Below are 18,211 nucleotides of genomic sequence, written 5' to 3'. Positions count from 1 at the left end.
GGCTACCCCAGGTCCGGGGCGTCGCGGATGTCGAGGGTGGGGCCTGCCCGGTGGAGTTCCAGGACCACGATCTCGTTGCGGCCGGCGGTCCAGACCGGGGCCGGCGCGTAGAGGGTGCGCTGAGGGCCGCGATCCCAGTAGCGGCCCAGGGCGAAGCCGTTGACCCACACCATGCCCTTGGTCCAGCCGGGCAGCGCGAGGAACCCGTCGGCGGGCGCGTCGAGGTCGGCCTCGACGAGGTGGAAGGCCGGGTGCCGGTCCGCGGGTCGGGGGCTGAACCGGAGCCCGGTCAGGTCGGAGAGGGGCAGCGTGCGGATGTCCCAGCCGAACTGGAAGCGGGTGTCCAGGCGGACCCCGCCGGTGATGCCCTTGCGATCGCCGAGCAGGGGGCCGTAGTTGATCCGGCCCATGTTCTCCACCAGCACTTCCAGATCGGCGCCCTCCGCCGGCACCTCGACCGGCAGTCCGGCCTGCGGGTCGTTGCGATCGAGGACGCCGATGGCGACGCCGTCGAGGAAGACCTGCGCGCGGTCGGCGAGGCCGTCGACGCGCAGCATCGCCGTGGGCACGGGTCCGCTCAGGCGGGTGCGGTAGTGGATCAGTCCGGTGTTCTGTCCGAGTGCCTCCATGGGTTCGGGTGACAGGCGGCGCACCGGGGTGGAGAGGACGTCCAGCGACTCTCGCAGCGTCGTGCTGCCGGTGACGTGCAGCGACCGCGGGGTCAGCCGGTCGGACGGTGGGGGCGGCTCGTGCACGATCCCGCCGGTGTGCCGGGCGATGACGTCCCGGAAGGCGTGGAACTTCGCGGTCAACTCGCCCGCCTCGCCCACCGGGGCCCCGTAGTCGTAGCTGGTGCAGGTGGGTTGGTAAGCGTTCCCGTCGTGGTTGGCGCCGTTCCACCAGCCGAAGTTGGTGCCGCCGTGGCCCATGTAGATGTTGACGGAGGCGCCTCGGGCGAGCATGCGGTCCAGGTCGTCGGCGGCTTCCTCGGGGGCGCGGGTGTGGTGCTTCTCGCCCCAGTGGTCGAACCAGCCGTTCCAGTACTCCATGCACATGAGCGGGCCGGTCGGTCGGTGCCGGCGGAGCGCCGCGAGTGCTTCGTCGGGGTCGGAACCGAAGGTGGCGGTGGCGAGGACTCCGGGGAGGGTGCCGGCGCGCAGGACGGGGTCGGTGGCGCCGTCGGCGGTGAACAGCAGGCAGCCGGCGCCCCGGCGCACCAGCCCCTGCCGCAGGTGTTCGAGGTAGGCGGTGTCGTTGCCGTAGCTTCCGTACTCGTTCTCGATCTGCAGGGCCACCACCGGTCCGCCGTTGCCGGCCAGCAGAGGCACGAGGACGGGCAGCAGCACGTCGAACCAGGCGTCCACGGCCTTCAGATACCGTTCGTCGCCGCGGCGCAGGCGCAGGGCGGGATCGGCCAGGAGCCAGCCGGGCAGACCGCCGAACTCCCATTCCGCGCAGATGTAAGGGCCCGGCCGGACGATGACGTCCAGACCGAGCCGGCCGGCGAGGGTGACGAAGGCGGCGATGTCGGCCGGCCCGGTGAAGTCGTGCTGCCCCGGGGCGGGTTCGTGGACGTTCCAGGCGACATAGGTCTCGACGGTGTTGACGCCCATGGCGCGCAGCCGCCGCAGCCGGTCGTCCCACAGCTGCGGGTGGACCCGGAAGTAGTGGATGGCCGCGGACACGATCTGATGCGGCGCTCCCGCGCGCAGCAGACCGGAATCGGTGAGGGTCAGCTCCGCGCCGGCGGGTGGAGTGGCGGTCACAGCTCTCCTAGGCGAACGAGCGGAAGGGGGAACGCCGGGCGGGCGGCAGGGGAGTGCCGCCCGCCCGGAGGTGCCGGGAGGCGTCGATCACGCGGTCCCGGCGTGCGGCCGCCGGTCAGGAGGCCGGCCGCAGGTGCTGGAGCGTCAGCGTGGTGTCCGGGCCGGCGGAGGTGTACGGGGTGTACTGCGCGCTGTCGGGGGTCGGCCAGCCGGTCCAGCGGGAGGTGTTGATGTCGGCGAACGACGCCGAGGCGCCGATCGGCAGGTAGGGCGCCTGCTGGGCGAGGATGTCCAGGGCCGGCCCGGTGAGCCGCGCCAGCTTCGCCGTGTCGGCGGGGTCCACGGCGGCCATCTCCTTGATCAGCTTGGTGTAGGCGGGGTCGTCGAAGCGGCCGAAGTCGGCGGTGGCGGGCTTCCCGAGCGGCTTCGCGTTGTCGCCGCTGAACGCCGCCAGGGCGCCGTAGATGCTGCCGTCGCCGGACGGCGGGGTGAACGCGGTCTCCATGTCGAAGTCGCCGACCGGTTCCTTCTGCACGAAGGTGGCGTCGGGCATGTTCGTCACGGTCACGTCGAGACCCAGGGCCCTCTTCCACTGGTCCTTGAGCGCCGCGCCCATGTCCACCCAGTTGGCGTACGGCTGGTAGACGTCGAGGGTGAGCGGGTAGCTCTTGCCGGCCTTGGTGAGCCGGCCGCCCCGCACGCTCCAACCACCGGCGGCCAGCTCGTTCCTGGCGCCGGCCACGTCCTGCTCCAGGACCTTGCCGGCCAGATCGGACGGAATCCAGGTCCGCCCCAGGGTGTTGTTGAGGCCGGACGGGTTGACGGCCGGCTGCCCGGTGCCCATCACCTTCAGGACGTCGTCCACCTTGAGGGCCTTGGTGAGGGCCTGCCGTACGTGGACATCGCTCGTGGGGCCACGCCGCGTGTTGAACAGCACGCCTTCCGAGCCGATGAGGGCGTACACCTGGTACTGGTGGTGCGCGGCGTCCGGCGCCACGAAGTTCTGCTGCGCGCCCTGCCAGGACATGGTGCTCCAGTCCAGCTGGTTCTTCAGCAGCAGGCTCCTCGTGCTGGACTCCTGGGCCGCGACGATCGCCACCTTCTTCACGTGCGGGAAGGCGCCGTTCCAGTAGTCGCCGCGGATCTTCAGGGTGATCTGCTGGGGGCTGAAGGAGTCGAGCGACACCGGGCCGGTGCCGACCGGATCGGGGTTGGTGTACGTCTTCAGGTTCCGGGTCGCCCAGATGTGCTCCGGATAGATGTCCCGTCTGCCGAACGCGCTCAGGTCGGTGAAGGCGGGCTTGGGGTAGTGCACCACGACCGTCGACGCGTCGGGCGCGTCGACGGACGTGTACTGGGCCCCGGTCACGTTCAGCTCGGGGTGTTCGAGGGGGACGTCGAGGCTGAACTTCACGTCGTTCGCGGTGAACGCCCGGCCGTCGGACCACTTGACCCCGCCGTGCAGGTGGAAGGTGAGGGTCCTGCCGCCGTCGCTGAACGCCCAGGAGTCGGCGAGCCACTTCTGCGGTGTGGTGTGCTGCGGGTCCACCCGGAGCAGGGGCTCGTAGAAGAACGACACACCGGCGTTGGGCGCGGGGGCGAACGGGTTCCAGCCCTTCTGGAACGACTGGGTGGGTCCGGTGGTCAGCCGCACCGTGTCCGTCGCCGAGGACGACGTGCTGTGGGTGGTGCTGCACGCGGACAGCACGCAGCAGGTGGCGGCCATCGCGATCCCGGCACTCAGCAGGCGCTTCATGGGCGGTCCTTTCCGATGGGGTGCTCTTCGAGTTCGGCCGAACGGCCGTGTTGGTGCAGCCAGCAGTGCGCCCACTGGCCGTCGTCGAACGTGGTGCGCTCCGGGAACGAGCGCCGGCAGTCGTCCATCGCGAACGGGCAGCGGGGATGGAACCGGCAGCCGGCGGGCGGGTCGGTCAGGTCCGGTGGTTCCCCCGGGTCCGCGGTGCCCGGCTGGTCCCGCAGCCCGCCACCCGGCCGGTCAGGATCGGGGGAGGCGTCGACGAGCAGCCGGGTGTAGGGGTGTTTGGGCGACTGGATCACCGCCTCCTTGGGCCCGCCCTCGACCATCTGCCCCGCGTACATCACCCGGACCTCGTCGCACAGGTAGCGGGCGCCGGCGATGTCGTGGGTGATGTAGAGCAGTGCGAGGCCGTCCTCGTCACGCAGCTTCGCCAGCAGGTTGAGTACGTCCAGCCGGATGGAGACGTCCAGCATGCTGATGGGCTCGTCGCCGAGCAGGACGGTCGGCCGCACGGCCAGCGCTCTGGCGATGGAGATCCGCTGGAGCTGCCCGCCGGACATCTCGTGCGGGCGCTTGTCGATGAACTCCTCGGCGGGGGTCAGATTGACCTTCCGCAGCAACTCCAGTACCTGCCGCTCGACTTCGGCGCGGGTGCGGGCGTGGCCGTGGATCTGCAGGGCGCGTCCCAGGATGTGCCGCACCCGGTGCAGCCGGTTCAGCGACGAGAAGGGGTCCTGGAAGATCAGCTGGACCTGGCGGAAGTAGCCGGGCCCGGCTTTGGGCGCCGGCCGGCCGGCCAGCCGGATCTCCCCGGAGGTGACGGGATGGAACTGGGCCAGCAGCCTGGCCAGCGTGGTCTTGCCGCTGCCGCTCTCGCCCACCAGGGCCACGACCCGCCCTTGACGCAAGGTGACGCTCGCGTGCTCGACGGCGTGCACGGTGGACTTGCGGCCGAGGGAGTCCCGCACGGTGAAGTGCTTGGTGACGTCGACCGCTTCCAGCACGGTGGCGGCGTCGTCGTGGCGGGACCCTGCGTCCGGTGTCGTGGAGGTCATGGAGTCATCACCTGTCCGTCGGGGTGCTGGTGCAGCACGCAGGCCACCTGCCGGTCGCCGGTGTCGGAGGGGACGGCCCGCAGTTCGGGCAGGACGTGCGTGCAGGCGTCCCTGCGATGGGCACACCGGGGCGCGAAGGCGCACCCCGGTGGCGGGTTGCGCAGGTCGGGTGGGCTGCCGGGAATGCTGGACAGCCGTGACAAAGGAGCGTGCAGCGGCGGGAAGGCGTCACGCAGCCCGCGCGTGTAGGGGTGCTTCGGATCGGAGTAGAGCTGCCGTGCCGGGCCGGTCTCCACGACGCGCCCGCCGTACATGATGGCGATCCGGTCGGCGAGTTCGATGAGCAGGGACAGATCGTGGGTCACGAAGATCACGGCGAAGCCCAGCTCCCGCTGGAGGCGGAGGATCTGGATCAGGATCTGCCGCTGCATCACCACGTCCACGGCCGTGGTCGGTTCGTCCATCACGACGAGTTCCGGATCGCAGGCCAGGGCGAGGGCGATCAGGGCGCGCTGCCGCATCCCGCCGGACAGCTCGTGGGGGTAGGAGCGGGCGCGGTCGGGTGCGATGCCGACCATGCGCAGCAGCCGGGCGGTGCGTGCGTCGGTCTCCGCGCGGCTGATGCCCTTGTGATGCTCGGCGATGACGTCGGCGAACTGCGCGCCCAGCCGCATGACCGGGTTGAACGCGGCCATCGCGCTCTGCAGGACGATCGACAGCTCCGTCCACCGCAGGCGCCGCAGCCCGCGCTCGTCCAGCGTGACCAGGTCCACCGGCTCCCGGCCCGGCGGGTGGTAGCGGATCTGGCCGCCGGTGGTGAGTGCCGGCGGGCGCTGCAGGCGGGTGAGGGCCGTGACCAGGGTGCTCTTGCCCGAACCGGACTCCCCGGCGATACCCAGGATCTCGCCGCGCCGCAAGGTGAGCGACACGTCCTGGCAAGCAGGCACGGGGCCCTTGTCGGTGACGTACTCGACCGTCAGGGCCGACACCTCCATGAGGAGTTCGCTGCCCGTCGACGCGGGAGCCGGCGAGGGCTGCGGTGTCTGCGAGGACCGCGGTGTCCGCGAGGTGTTCACGCCGCCTCCCGGACGGTACGGCCGGAGCGTCGCGATGCCAGATACGCCGCCGACCGGCGACGAGCGGCGCCGCTGTGGTACTTGAGGGTGGGGTTGCCGATCTCGTCCACCCCGAAGTTCACCAGGGCGGTGGCGGTGCCGATGAGCGCGATGCACAGTCCGGGCGGTGCGAACCACCACCACATGCCCCGCAGCACGCCTTCCTGCTGCTGGGCCAGGGCGATCATCGTTCCCCAGGTGATGGTGTCGCCGCCGCCGATGCCCAGGAAGCGCAGACCCGCTTCCGAGAAGACCCCGATCACCACCGCGCGCAGGAACAGCGACGACAGGAGTCCGGTCAGGTGCGGCATGATCTCCACGAAGATCATCCGCCGGCGGCTCTCGCCGATCATGCGCAGGGCGACGGCGAAGTCGCGGGTGCGCAGCGAGAGCGTCTGCGCCCGCAGGTAGCGGGCGGAGACCGGCCACTCGAAGACCGCGATCAGCACGGCGATCGTGAGGGAGCTGACCTTGCTGAGGTAGCCGGCCACGACGAGCATCAACGGAAAGCTCGGCAGCGTGGCGAAGACGTTGGTGAAGGAGGTCAGGACCTGGTCGGTCCTGCCACCCAGGAAGCCGCCGGTGACCCCGATCAGCATCGCCAGGGCGGTGGCCAGCAGTCCGGAGACCAAGCCCACCACCACCGAACCGCGGCAGCCGGTGATCAGTTGGGCCAGCACGTCCTGCCCCGACGTGGTGGTGCCCAGCAGATGGCGGCCGGAGGGCGCGGCGCCCAGGGCGGAGTAGTCGATACGGTGCGGATCGGTTCCGAACACGCTGCCGACCAGCCACGGCCCGATGAGGGCGAGCAGGACGAAGGCGCCGAAGACGACCAGCCCGGTGCGGACCTTGCCGCTGGCCAGGAACTCCCTCACCGCTCCTCCCTGGTCCTCGGGTCCAGCAGGACGTAGACCGAGTCGGCGATGAGGTTCGCCACGAGAACGCCCAGCGTGATCATGAGGAAGATCGTCTGCATGAGCAGGTAGTCGTGACTGGTGACGGCCTGGTAGAGCAGGTAGCCGAGGCCCGGATAGGTGAAGACGATCTCGGCGAAGACGACTCCGCCGAAGATCGAGCCCAACGCCAGGGCGAGCCCGCTCACATTGGGCAGCAGGGCGTTGCGCGCGGCGTAGCGCAGCATCACCCGGCGCCGGCTCAGGCCCTTGGCCCGGGCGAGCAGTACGTAGTCCTCACTGACCGTGGTGACCATGACATTGCGCATGGAGAACGACCATCCGTTGACGCCGATGAAGATCAGGGTGAACGCCGGCAGGGCGCCGTAGCGGAGCACGCTGAGCAGGAACCAGAAGTTGTTGAGCTGGAAGGGGACGTTCGGGTCGTAGCCACCGGAGATCGGGAACCAGCCCAGCGAGAACCCGAAGACGTACACCACCAGCAGGGCGAGCCAGAAGGGCGGAAGGGAGTACAGAAAGGTGGTGACGGGGGTGAAGACCGAGTCGAAGCGGCCGCCCGGCCGCCAGCCGGTGTAGGCGCCGGCGAGCGTGCCGAGCAGCCACCCGAGAACGGTCGTGCTGCCGGCCAGCAGCAGGGTCCAGGGGAGCGCCTGGGCCACCAGGCTCGACACCGGTGTCGGGTAGTGGCTGGTCGACAGCCCGAAGTCCAGGTGGGCGAGGCTGTCCCAGTAGCTGAGGTACTGGTGGAAGAGGTCGTGGGTCGGGTCACCGTAGAACAGCCGCACCGCCTTGACGCTCGCGGCGTTGGGCGCCGCGCCCGTGGTCTGCTGGAGGCTCTTCAGCAGTGACGCCGCGGGGTCGCCCGGCATGAACCGCGGAATCAGGAAGTTCAAGGTGATGGCGGCCCACGCCGTCACGAGGTAGAACCCCAGCCGGCGCAGCAGGAACATCCATCGCGCCGGGGAGCCCGACGGTGTCCGGCGCCCTCTCAGGACAGCGGGCGGCGCCTCGGCCGCCTGGGTCAGTGCATCAGCCATCCCCGCTCCGTTTCGTTCGTCGACGTCTCGAAGTGCCCGTGGCACAAGGTGAGTTCGATGAGAGGGGCGGCCGGCGCCTTCGAGGGCGCCGGCCGCCGGGGCGTCAGCCGGTCGCGGCGGCGAAGATGTGCAGGCCGCTCGCGTCGGGCAGGGTCAGGTAGGCGACGGTCTTGCCCGCCTTGAGGCCGACGGTGGCGCCGTAGATGTTGACGGGGATGTCGGTGCTGCCGCCCCGGCCGGCGTTGCGGTGGGGGAGGGTGGCGAGGATGTCGGTGCCGGTCGCGGGGCTGGTGCGGGTCCAGTCGTTGACGGTGAGGGAGTAGGTCTGGGTGGTGCCGTCGGTGTAGGTGACGGTGCCGGTGCCCGAGACGTCGCCGGTGCCGGTGGCCAGGAAGCCGAGCGTGGCGCCGGTGCCGGTGAGCGCGATGGTCTGGCCGTTGGCGTTGACGTTGTCGGGTGCGCCGGATGCGGCATCCGGCCAGGTGAAGGTGACGCCGTCGTGGGTGACCTGGGCTCCGGGGGTGAGGCCGGCCGCGGTGAGGGTCTGTGCCGACAGGCTTCGGCCGCCGCCGTCCAGGTCGCCCGCCGCGGGGTTGCTGTCGTCGCTGATGCCGGCGTTGTCGAACGCGGCCCGGACGGAGCCGTAGGGGACGGCGATCTGGCCGTCGGCCTCGTCGGTGACGGGTGAGCCGCGGTAAGTGGCCTTGGCGGTCAGGGTGTTGGCGCCGGGCTTGGCGTCGGCGGGCGGGGTGACCTGCCAGGTGGTCGTGGCGGTCTGTCCGGCCTTGAGGGAGGGGAACGTCGCCGGGGTGGTCGCTTTGGCGGTCCAGCCCGCGGGTGTCGTCAGGGCGACGGTGGCGTCGGGCAGGTCACGGGTGCTGCCGTTGGTGTAGGTGGTGGTCACGGTGCCGGTTCCACCGGCCTTGACGAGCGCGGGCGTGGTGATCGCCACGGGGTCGGGCACCGTGATCTGTGCGGTGGTCTCGGTGCTGGTCCGGGCGCCGTCGTAGGTGGCTTGTGTCACCAGGGGGTTGGCGCCCGGCTTGGCATCGGCGGGGGGTGTGAGGTGCCAGGTGGCGGTCATGGTCCTGCCGGGGGCGAGGGTGTGGGTGCCGGCGCCGTGGGTGGCTTTGGCGGTCCAGCCCTTGGGCACGACCAGGGACAGGGTGGTGTGGTGGAGGGTGGTGGTGCCGGTGTTGGTGTAGGTCGAGGTGACCGTGGCGGTGCTGCCGCGCTGGACGGTGGTCGGGGCGTCCATCGTGACCGGGGCTTTGACGTGTTGGGGTGCGCTGTAGGTGAGGAAGCGGATCTTGGCGGTGGAGCCGTTGGTGCCGGTCGCGGTGTAGCTGATGTTCTGGTCGCCGGTGGTGTAGGTGGCGGCGCCTTGGGCGGTGACGGTGGTGAGTTGGTGCCAGGTTTTGTCGTAGACCTTGGCGGTGCTGGTGCCGTCGGCGACGAGGTAGCCGTCGGTGGGCACGGTGGCGGGGAAGGTGACGGTCTTGCCGTTGAGGGTGACCGACGGGTTCGTCACGCTGCCGCCGGAAGCCTGCAACTGGAACTGCAGCGGCTGCGCGTCATGCGTGTTCGTGTACGTCCATGTGCTGGTGGTGCCGTCGCTCGGCGCGCTCAGTGCGGTTGCCGGGTATTCGACGTTGGAGAGGTTCCACTCCTTGCCCGGTCGCACGGTCTCCAGGTGCCAGTAGGAACTCATGTCCTGCATGGCCGTCATCTGCTGCTGGGTGAAGGCGTGCGCGTTGCGGGCGGCCTCCCATTCCTTCCAGGCGCCCAGGACCTGGTCGGTGTTGCCGCTCGCCTTGAGCGCCGCGACGCTGGTCTGCATGCCGGCGCCGGCGTTGAAGGCCGCCATCTTCGACAGCTCCCATTCCTGGGACAGCACGGAATCGCCGGGACCGTAGCCGCGCCAGCCCATCATGTGGGGCATGTAGTTCCGGTCGTAGTACGGCTGGAACTGCATCGCGGTGGGTGGCCAGCCGGTCCCGCCCAGGTCGCCGTTCTCCGCGCCCCAGCCCACCCGGGTGGTCGCGTCCCACGTGCCCGGCAGCAGGTTGCTGGCCTCGGAGATGAAGTCGTCGCCGCTGTCGAGCTTGCGGTACGTGCCGTTGACCAGCTTGGTGGTGCCGAACAGCCCGTAGCCGGCCAACGAGGCGGTCTCCAGGCCGTCGTAGGACATGGCCTTGACACCGGTGGTGTTGGAGATCTGGGCGAGCCGGCCGGCTATCTGGTCCATCAGGGGCATGCCCCCGACGAACTGGCCGTAGGCGTACCGCTGGATGCGGGTCAGGTCGCTGCCGGCCGGCTCGGCGGCCGCGGTGGTCCCCCACATGGCGCGGGAGTCGAGGGTGACCTGGTATTCGGTGGCGGAGCCGGGGACCTTGGTCACGGCGCCGTAGCTCAGGAGTTCGTCGCCGACGCGCAGGATGTTCTCGTTGCCGCCGGTGAAGATGGCGTTGCCGTCGACGTAGGCGGTCTTGGCGTCCGCGGCCAGCGGGCGGGTGAGCTTGACCGAACCCATGGTGGCGAGCCCGTCGCTGGGCACCGGGGTGGCATAGGGGTCGTTGGTGTCGATCAGGTTCGACAGCGTGTGGACCCCGACCTTGAGCCCGTAGTCGGCCGCGGTGTCGACCAGGCCGGCGGCGCCGGCGTCCGAGCCGCCGAAGGCGGAGTCGAACTGGTAGTGACCGGACGACTGCCACGGTCCGTTGACGCCCGGCAGCGAGTAGAGGTAGCGAATCCCGGCCTTGTTGGCGTACTTGCTGGCGTCCGTGACGTCGGCGGTGCCGAGGTCGCTCAGCACCAGGAAGGACTGGGAGGCGCCCTGCGAGGTCTTCTCCCACTGGCCGTCGACCTTGGTGTGCGGAAGGCCCTGCCCGGTCTCGATGTGCGAGAGGGTGTTGAGGACGTCGCCGGGCGCGGTGCCGAACAGCGCGATCTTCGAGCCCTTGATCTGCGCGTCGCCGCCGCTCAACGGGGGGATGGGCTCGTTCGACTCGTGCTCGTCGTCCCACCCCACGTAGCGGTGGCGGGTCTTGGTGTAGTCGTACGTGTACGCCTGCAGGATGCTGCCCCAGGTCGTCTGGTGCGCGGCGAACCAGCCGTACGGCCAGTTGAAGAGCGGCTCCTGGGTTCCCTCGGTGTAGCTCATGCTCTTGAACTCGTCCGGCCAGCCGGCGGGGGTCTTGTCGTTGAGCCCGTGGATGCCGATCGCGAAGTCGCTGTCGTGGACCACCCCGACGGTCTCACCGACGGTCTGGGTGATGCTGGTGGTGATCGGCCCCCACAGCAGGGTCTCCACGTCCACCCCGGACGGGGCGTCGAGGCTGGTCACCTCGAACGTCGAATAGCCGGCGCCGGCGGCGACGCGGACGCCGACCTTGATGTTCTTCCCGCCGAAGGTGAAGGTGTACGTCGACTTCGCCGCGTTGTACGACAGGGCAGTGGGCTTCTGCTCGGCTCCGCCGACGACGAGCCTGATCAGCGGGGTCTTGTGCTGGGGATCGGCGTAGTTCCGGTCGTGTGCGGGGTCGATCAGGCTGGTGACCGTGCCCGTGGAGTCCAGCCCGATGCGCAGCGCACCGGCCTGGATGGTGAACCGGCTCCCGGTGGACGCGGCGTGCGCGGCGGGCGCGAAGCCTGCCGCCATGGCGAGCACCAGTACCGGTGCCGCTGCTCTCAGGGTCGTGCTTCGGCGCTTTCTCACGAGTTCTCCTCTTCTGGGTGGATGAGTGCGGGTGTGGTGACCTGCCGTGTGGACATGACGGACTGCCCGGGGGCGACGCGGTCGGTGAGGTCGCCCGACCATGAACCCGTCGGCGCGCGGCAGAGCTACCGAGGTGTTGCGGACAGCGCGGAGCCGGTGCCGGCGGACATCGTGGTCACCGGCGTGCTGGAACCGGCCTCGCGCTGCCCGCGGCCGGGTCGTGCTGACGGTGGGTCAGTGGTGCACGGTGATGGCCACGGAACCGGTGACGCCGTTGACGGTCGCGGCCATGACCTGGCCCGGACGCTCATGCGTACTCGCCGATGTGCAGGGGGCATCCGAGGCCGGCTCCCCGTCGCGGGTCAGCCGATCGCGGTGGCGAAGACGTGCAGGCTCGGCGCGTCGGGGAGGGTCAGGTAGGCGACCGTCTTGCCGGGCTGGAGGGCGACGGTGGTGCCGTAGACGTGGACGGGGATGTCGGTACTGCCGCCTCCGCTGGCGTTGCGGTGGGGGAGGGTGGCGAGGATGTCGCTGCCGGGGGCGGGGGCGTTGTTGTCGGTCCAGTCGTTGACGGCGAGGGAGTAGGCCTGGGTGGTGCCGTCGGTGTAGGTGACGGTGCCGGTGCCCGAGGCGTCGCCCGCGCCGGTGGCCAGGAAGCCGAGCGTGCCGCCGGTTCCGGTGAGCGGGAAGGACTGGCCGCCGGCGATGACGTTGTCGGGTGTGCCGGGTGCGGAGTTCGGCCAGGTGAAGGTCACGCCGTCATGGGTGACCTGGGCCCCGGGGGTGAGCCCGGCCGCGGCGAGGGTCTGGGCCGAGAAGCTCCGGCCGCCGCCGTCGAAGTCACCCTCGCCGGGGGAGGCGTCGTCGCTGATCCCGACGTTGTCGAACGTGGCGCTCACCGAGGGATAGGCCACCACGACCTGGCCGACCGTTTCGTCGTCGCTCCGCGCACCGGCGTAGGTGGCCCGCGCCGACAGCGGGTAGCTGCCGGGCTTGGCGTCCGCGGGTGCGGTGATCTGCCAGGTGGACGTGACGGACCGCCCGGGGGCGATCGCGGCGAAGGCGGTCGGCGAGGTCGCCCGCACGGTGAGTCCGCTCGCAGGCGTCAGGGCCACCGAGGCGTTCCGCAGCGTGCGGGAGCCGGAGTTGGTGTACGTCGTGGTCACCGTCGTGGTGGAGCCGGCCTTCGCGATCTGCGGCGCGGTGACGGCGAGCGTGTGGTGCACGGTGATCGGCACGGAACCGGTGACGCCGTCGACGGTCGCCTTGATCGTGGCGACGCCGTTGCCGACGGCGGTGACGAGGCCCTTGCCGTCGACCGTGGCCACGGAGGGGTCGCTGCTGCTGTAGCGGACGTGTGCCTTGGCCAGGTCGAGGAACGAGCCGTCGTTGGCGACCGCCTCCACGACGTGGTCGGCCTGGACGCTCATATTGCGGTCCGGTTCATTGGCAGGCGTGGTGTCGTCCTTGATCCACTGGTTCCTGCCGGTGAGGTCGAGGGTCTCGCCCGCCGTGTACTCCACGTTCTCCGGCTGCACCGTGACGGTCTGCACCTTCGGTGTCCAGGTGCCGTGCACGTCCACCGTGGCGGCACCGGCGATGTCGGCGGCGTCCGGGCCGACCTGGAACCGGTAGGGGCCGTCGTGGACGACGTTCTTCGCCGCCTTGCTGTCCCACAGGGCCAGGTCGGAGACCTTGACCTGGAGCACGACGTGCTGGCCGGTGCCCGGTTGCAGTACCCGGGTCTTCTCGAATCCCGCCAGCCGCTCCTTGGGGAGTTCCACTCCCGGCACGCTGAACGGCGTCGAAGCGTACAGCTGGGCGACCGTCGCCCCCGGCACGCTGCCGGTGTTCCGCACGTCGAAGCCGACCTTCACCGTGCCGTCGGCCGACACCGAGGACCTGTCGGCCTTGATGTGGGAGTAGGCGAAGGTGCTGTAGCTCAGCCCGTAGCCGAACGGGTACGTCGGTGTCCCGGTGAAGTACTGGTAGGTGCGGCCCAGCCCGCCCGTGGCGGCCGGTGTCAGACCGTAGTCGCTCATCGCCGGCAGCTGCGAGGCGTCCTTGTACCAGGTGAAGTCCAGGTGCCCGCTGGGGTTCTGCTTGCCGAACAGCACGTCCGCCAGCGCATCGCCCTGGCTCTCCCCGTTGTAGGAGCTGTAGACCACGGCGGGGAACTCGCCCTGGACGTCGTCGATTCTGACCGGACCGTCCGACTGGATCGCCAGCGCGGTACGGGGGTTCCCGATCGCCGTCACCTGGCTGATCAGGGAGTCGTAGTTGCCCGGCATGTTCAGGTTGCCGCGATCGAGGCCCTCGTTCGTGTTGTCCGTCGTGGTGCCGACGAACACCACGACCAGGTCGGCGCTCTTGATGTCCGCGGTGGTCCGCGCGGACAGCACCGCGGGTGTGCCGGAGTTCGCGGTGGAGGAGGTGTTCGCCGCGTCGAAGACCACGTCGGCGCCCGGGTGGGCGGCCTTGACCTGGTCGGTGATGCCCTGCACGGCACTGACCTGGAGCTTGGGGGAGCTGGAGTAGCCGCCGAGGGTCACCTGGTCGGCCAGGTTCCCGAGGATGACGACCTTGCCGAGCTTGGCGGGGTCCGCCGGCAGCAGCGGCGCGTTCGTCCCGGCCACCTTGTCGTTCTTCAGCAGCACCAGCGAGTTGTCCGCGACCTTCCGCGCCAGCGACTGGTGCGCCGGAGACTGGATCACGTCCTTGGTGATCTTCGTGTAGGGGTTCTCGCTCGGGGGGTCGAACTCGCCGGTCTCCATGCGGACGGTGAACATGTGCACCAGCGCGTTGTCGATCACCCCCTCGCTGAGCACACCGTCCTTGATCGCCTCCCCGATGTTCTGCGGGGTCGCCTCGGGGCCGCCGCAGTTGGAGTCGGTGCCGGCCCGCAGCGCCCAGGCCTGCCCGCCCGCCATGGCAGGGATCTTCTGCCCGGTGGCGGTGTCGGTCCAGGTGCCGCCGCGGCCCTGCTTGTCGGTGGTCCACCCGGGCGGAGCCCAGTTGGCGCCGGACCCGCCGTTTCCGTACACCGTCTCCACGCCGCCGCAGTCGGAGGTGGTGTACCCGTCGAAACCGTAACTGCGCTGGGCGATCTGGTTGTCCAGGTACGTGTTCGCCACCGTCGGGGTGCCGTTGACCTCGTCGTACGCGGTCATCAGTCCGGCGACGTGGGAGTTCTCGATCAGGCTCTTGAACGGCGCGGTGTAGTAGTCGTGGATGTCCGCGTCGCCGGCGACCGAGTCGCTGGCGAACCGGTTGTCCTCCACGTTGTAGAGGGAGTAGTGCTTGGCCGTCGCGGCGACCTTCAGGTACTTCCCGGTCGGCTTGCCGTCCGGTGTCTGGCCCTGGTCGCCGTTGACGTAGGCGCCGGCCATCTGCGCGACCAGGTACGGGTCCTCGCCGAAGGCCTCGTTGGTGCGGCCCCATCGCGGGTCGCGGTCCATGTTGACGTTGGGCGCCCAGTAGGACAGCGCGCCGTAGTTCGCCGCCGACAGTCCCAGGTCGTTCTGCGCGACGCCCCACAGGGACTTGTCCAGGAAACCGCGTGCCTCGTCCGAGATCGCGGTGGTCTCCTGGTACATCAGGCTCTTGTCCCAGCTCATCGTGGCGGCGAAGTTGCTGGGGAAGCTCGTCGCGTGCACCGGCTTGTGGGCGCCGCCGTCGGTCGGTCCCGGGTCGGTGTCGTTCCCGAGGTCGTTGACGCCGTGCTGGCCTTCACTGCCGTAGGAGTAGTCCTGCACTCCGAGCCGGGGGATGCCGCCGATGCCGTCGGAGTTCAGCTGCTGGACCTTCTCGTCGAGCGTCATCCGCGAGACCAGGTCGGCGGCGCGCTCCTGGAAGGAGTAGTGGGTGTCCAGGTAGATCGGTTCGGTGTCCGCTGCCGCCGCCGGTCGCGAGAATCCGGCCAGGCCGCTCACACAGACCAGCGACGAGAGCACGGCCAGGAGAACGCGCCGGCGCGGGGAACTGCGGTGTGCCATCAGCTGACTCCTCGATCGCGTGACTGAGCGGGCACCGTGATCTGTGCGGTGGTCTCGGTGCTGGTCCGGGCGCCGTCGTAGGTGGCTTGTGTCACCAGGGGGTTGGCGCCCGGCTTGGCATCGGCGGGGGGTGTGAGGTGCCAGGTGGCGGTCATGGTCCTGCCGGGGGCGAGGGTGTGGGTGCCGGCGCCGTGGGTGGCTTTGGCGGTCCAGCCCTTGGGCACGACCAGGGACAGGGTGGTGTGGTGGAGGGTGGTGGTGCCGGTGTTGGTGTAGGTCGAGGTGACCGTGGCGGTGCTGCCGCGCTGGACGGTGGTCGGGGCGTCCATCGTGACCGGGGCTTTGACGTGTTGGGGTGCGCTGTAGGTGAGGAAGCGGATCTTGGCGGTGGAGCCGTTGGTGCCGGTCGCGGTGTAGCTGATGTTCTGGTCGCCGGTGGTGTAGGTGGCGGCGCCTTGGGCGGTGACGGTGGTGAGTTGGTGCCAGGTTTTGTCGTAGACCTTGGCGGTGCTGGTGCCGTCGGCGACGAGGTAGCCGTCGGTGGGCACGGTGGTGGGGAAGGTGACGGTCTTGCCGTTGAGGGTGACCGACGGGTTCGTCACGCTGCCGCCGGAAGCCTGCAACTGGAACTGCAGCGGCTGCGCGTCATGCGTGTTCGTGTACGTCCATGTGCTGGTGGTGCCGTCGCTCGGCGCGCTCAGTGCGGTTGCCGGGTATTCGACGTTGGAGAGGTTCCACTCCTTGCCCGGTCGCACGGTCGCCAGGTGCCAGTAGGAGTTCGGGTCCCGCATGGCCGTCATCTGGGTCTGGGTGAAGGCGTGGGCGTTGCGGGCGGCCTCCCACTCCTTCCAGGCGCCCAGGACCTGGTCGGTGTTGCCGCTCGACTTGAGGGCGGAGACGCTGGCCTGTAGTCCGGCGCCGGCGTTGAAGGCGGCCATCTTGGAGAGCTGCCACTCCTGGGAGAGGACCGAGTCGCTCGGACTGTAGGAGACCCAGCCCATCATCTGGGGCAGGTAGTTGCGCTGGTAGTAGGACTGGTGGTCGTAGCGCTCCTGCAGGCTGGTGCAACAGGTCTCGCCCCAGCTCGCCCGGCCGGTCGCGTCCCAGGTGCCCGGAAGGACGTTGCTGGCCTCGGAGATGAAGTCGTCGGTGGAGTCGATCTTCCGGTACATGCCGTTGACCAGCTTGTTGGTCGCGAAGGTTCCGTACCCGGTGAGGGTGGCGGTCTCCAGGCCGTCGAAGGACATGGCCTTGATCCCGGTGGTGTTGAAGATCTGCGCGAGCCGGCCGGCGACCTCGGGGATCTGCGGCATGCCGGCGACGAACTCGCCGTAGGCGTAGCGCTGCATCCGGGTCAGGTCGGTGCCGGCCGGGTACGAGGCCGCGGTCGTCCCCCACAGGGCGCGGGAGTCGATGGCGACCTGGTACTCGCTCGCGGAGCCCGGCACCTTGGTCACCGCGCCGAAGTTCAGCAGTTCGTCCCCGACCCGCAGGACGTTCTCGTTCCCGCCGGTGAACACGGAGTCCGAGTCGACGTACACCGTCTTCGACGTCGCATCCAGTGGCCTGGTCAGCTTGACCGAGCCCATCGTCGCCAGCCCCTGATCGGGAACCGGCGTCACATACGGGTCGTTGGTGTCGACCAGATTGGACAGGGTGTGCACGCCCACTCGTTCCCCGCCGGTCGCCGCCGTGGCGGCCAGCCGGGTCGCGCCGGCGTCCGAGCCACCGAAGGCGGAGTCGAACCGGTAGTGCCCGGCGGACTGCCACGGCCCGTCCGCGCCCGGCAGCGAGTAGACGTAGCGCATCCCCGCCTGGGTGGCGTACTTGTCGGCGTCCGTGACGTCGGCGGTGTCGAGGTCGCTCAGGACCAGGAAGGACTGGGACGCGCCCTGTGAGGTCTTCTCCCACTGGCCGTCCACTTTCGTGTGTGGCAGGCCCTGCCCGGTCTCGATGTGCGAGAGGGTGTTGAGGACGTCGCCGGGCGCGGTGCCGAACAGCGCGATCTTGGAGCCCTTGATCTGCGCGTCGTCGCCGCTCAACGCGGTGACCGGCTCGTTCGGTTCGTGGCTGTCCCCCCATCCCACGTACCGGTGGCGGGTCTTGGTGTAGTCGTACGTGTACGCCTGCAGGATGCTGCCCCAGTCGGTCTGGGACGCGCTGAACCAGCCGAAGGCCCAACTGGACGAAACGCCGACCTTCGGGGGCCCGTCGGGGTAGGTCAGGTTGTCGTACTCGTCGGGCCAGCCGCCGACCGTCTTGTCGTTGAGTTCGTGGATGCCGATCGCGAAGTCGCCGTCGTGGACCACCCCGACGGTCTCACCGACGGTCTGGGTGATGCTGGTGGTGATCGGGCCCCACAGCAGGGTCTGCACGTCCACTCCGGTGGGGGCGTCGACGCTGGTCGCTTCGAGCGTGGAGTAGCCGGCGTCGGCGGTGACGCGGACGCCGACCGTGACGCCCTTCCCGCCGAAGGTGAAGGTGTACGTCGACTTCGCCGCGTCGTACGACAGGGCGGTGGGCCTCTGCTCGGCGCCGTCGACGACGAGCCTGATCAGCGGGGTCCGATGCTGGGCGTCGGCGTAGTCCCGGTGGTGGGCCGGGTCGATCAGGCTGGTGACCGTGCCCGTGGAGTCCAGGCCGATGCGCAGCGCACCGGCCTGGATGGTGAACTGGCGTGCGGTGGAGGCGGCCTGCGCGGCAGGCGCGAAACCGGCCGCCATGACGAGGACCAGCACCGGTACCGCTGCTCTCAGGGTCGTGCTTCGTCGCTTTCCCACGAGATCGTCCCTTTCGGGTGGGATGAGTGCGTCAGTGTGTGAAGCGCGGGCGTGCCGGAGCGGGGCCGAACG

At 69.9% G+C, this 18,211-nt stretch carries 9 protein-coding genes; all 9 read right to left on the bottom strand.

Annotated features, from left to right (window positions below; all coding sequences use genetic code 11):
- Positions 1-2: 2 nt before the first annotated feature.
- The 9 genes from OG370_RS07120 to OG370_RS07080 all read right to left on the bottom strand — a co-directional run bounded on the left by OG370_RS07120 (position 3) and on the right by OG370_RS07080 (position 18,139).
- Entirely contained in the window at positions 3-1,766 is a 1,764-nt protein-coding gene (locus OG370_RS07120) for a glycoside hydrolase family 35 protein (protein ID WP_328461732.1), read from the bottom strand.
- Between the two features lie 115 nt (positions 1,767-1,881).
- Positions 1,882-3,522, bottom strand: a complete 1,641-nt coding sequence (locus tag OG370_RS07115) for an ABC transporter substrate-binding protein (RefSeq protein WP_328461730.1) — start codon at positions 3,520-3,522, stop codon at positions 1,882-1,884.
- Positions 3,519-4,580, bottom strand: a complete 1,062-nt coding sequence (locus OG370_RS07110; protein WP_328461728.1) for an ABC transporter ATP-binding protein — start codon at positions 4,578-4,580, stop codon at positions 3,519-3,521. Before OG370_RS07110 ends, OG370_RS07115 begins: the two co-directional genes overlap by 4 nt.
- Entirely contained in the window at positions 4,577-5,575 is a 999-nt protein-coding gene (locus OG370_RS07105) for an ABC transporter ATP-binding protein (RefSeq protein ID WP_328473863.1), read from the bottom strand. The genes OG370_RS07110 and OG370_RS07105 overlap by 4 nt, the downstream gene beginning before the upstream one ends.
- Positions 5,576-5,652: 77 nt before the next feature.
- On the bottom strand, positions 5,653-6,570 hold the full coding sequence (locus tag OG370_RS07100) for an ABC transporter permease (protein ID WP_328461727.1): 918 nt from the start codon (positions 6,568-6,570) through the stop codon (positions 5,653-5,655).
- Positions 6,567-7,646, bottom strand: a complete 1,080-nt coding sequence (locus tag OG370_RS07095) for an ABC transporter permease (protein WP_328461726.1) — start codon at positions 7,644-7,646, stop codon at positions 6,567-6,569. Before OG370_RS07095 ends, OG370_RS07100 begins: the two co-directional genes overlap by 4 nt.
- Positions 7,647-7,749: 103 nt before the next feature.
- Positions 7,750-11,364: a COG1470 family protein gene (locus tag OG370_RS07090; protein WP_328461725.1), complete on the bottom strand. Its 3,615-nt coding sequence runs from the start codon at positions 11,362-11,364 to the stop codon at positions 7,750-7,752.
- Positions 11,365-11,726: 362 nt separating this feature from the next.
- Positions 11,727-15,359 (bottom strand): glycoside hydrolase family 3 C-terminal domain-containing protein, encoded by a 3,633-nt coding sequence (locus tag OG370_RS07085; protein ID WP_328461723.1) that lies wholly within the window; start codon positions 15,357-15,359, stop codon positions 11,727-11,729.
- Positions 15,359-18,139, bottom strand: a complete 2,781-nt coding sequence (locus OG370_RS07080) for an NEW3 domain-containing protein (RefSeq protein WP_328461721.1) — start codon at positions 18,137-18,139, stop codon at positions 15,359-15,361. The genes OG370_RS07085 and OG370_RS07080 overlap by 1 nt, the downstream gene beginning before the upstream one ends.
- Positions 18,140-18,211 lie beyond the last annotated feature (72 nt).

This window comes from Streptomyces sp. NBC_00448, assembly GCF_036014115.1.
Lineage (GTDB): Bacteria > Actinomycetota > Actinomycetes > Streptomycetales > Streptomycetaceae > Actinacidiphila.
This window is presented reverse-complemented; position numbering and strand designations above follow the sequence as displayed.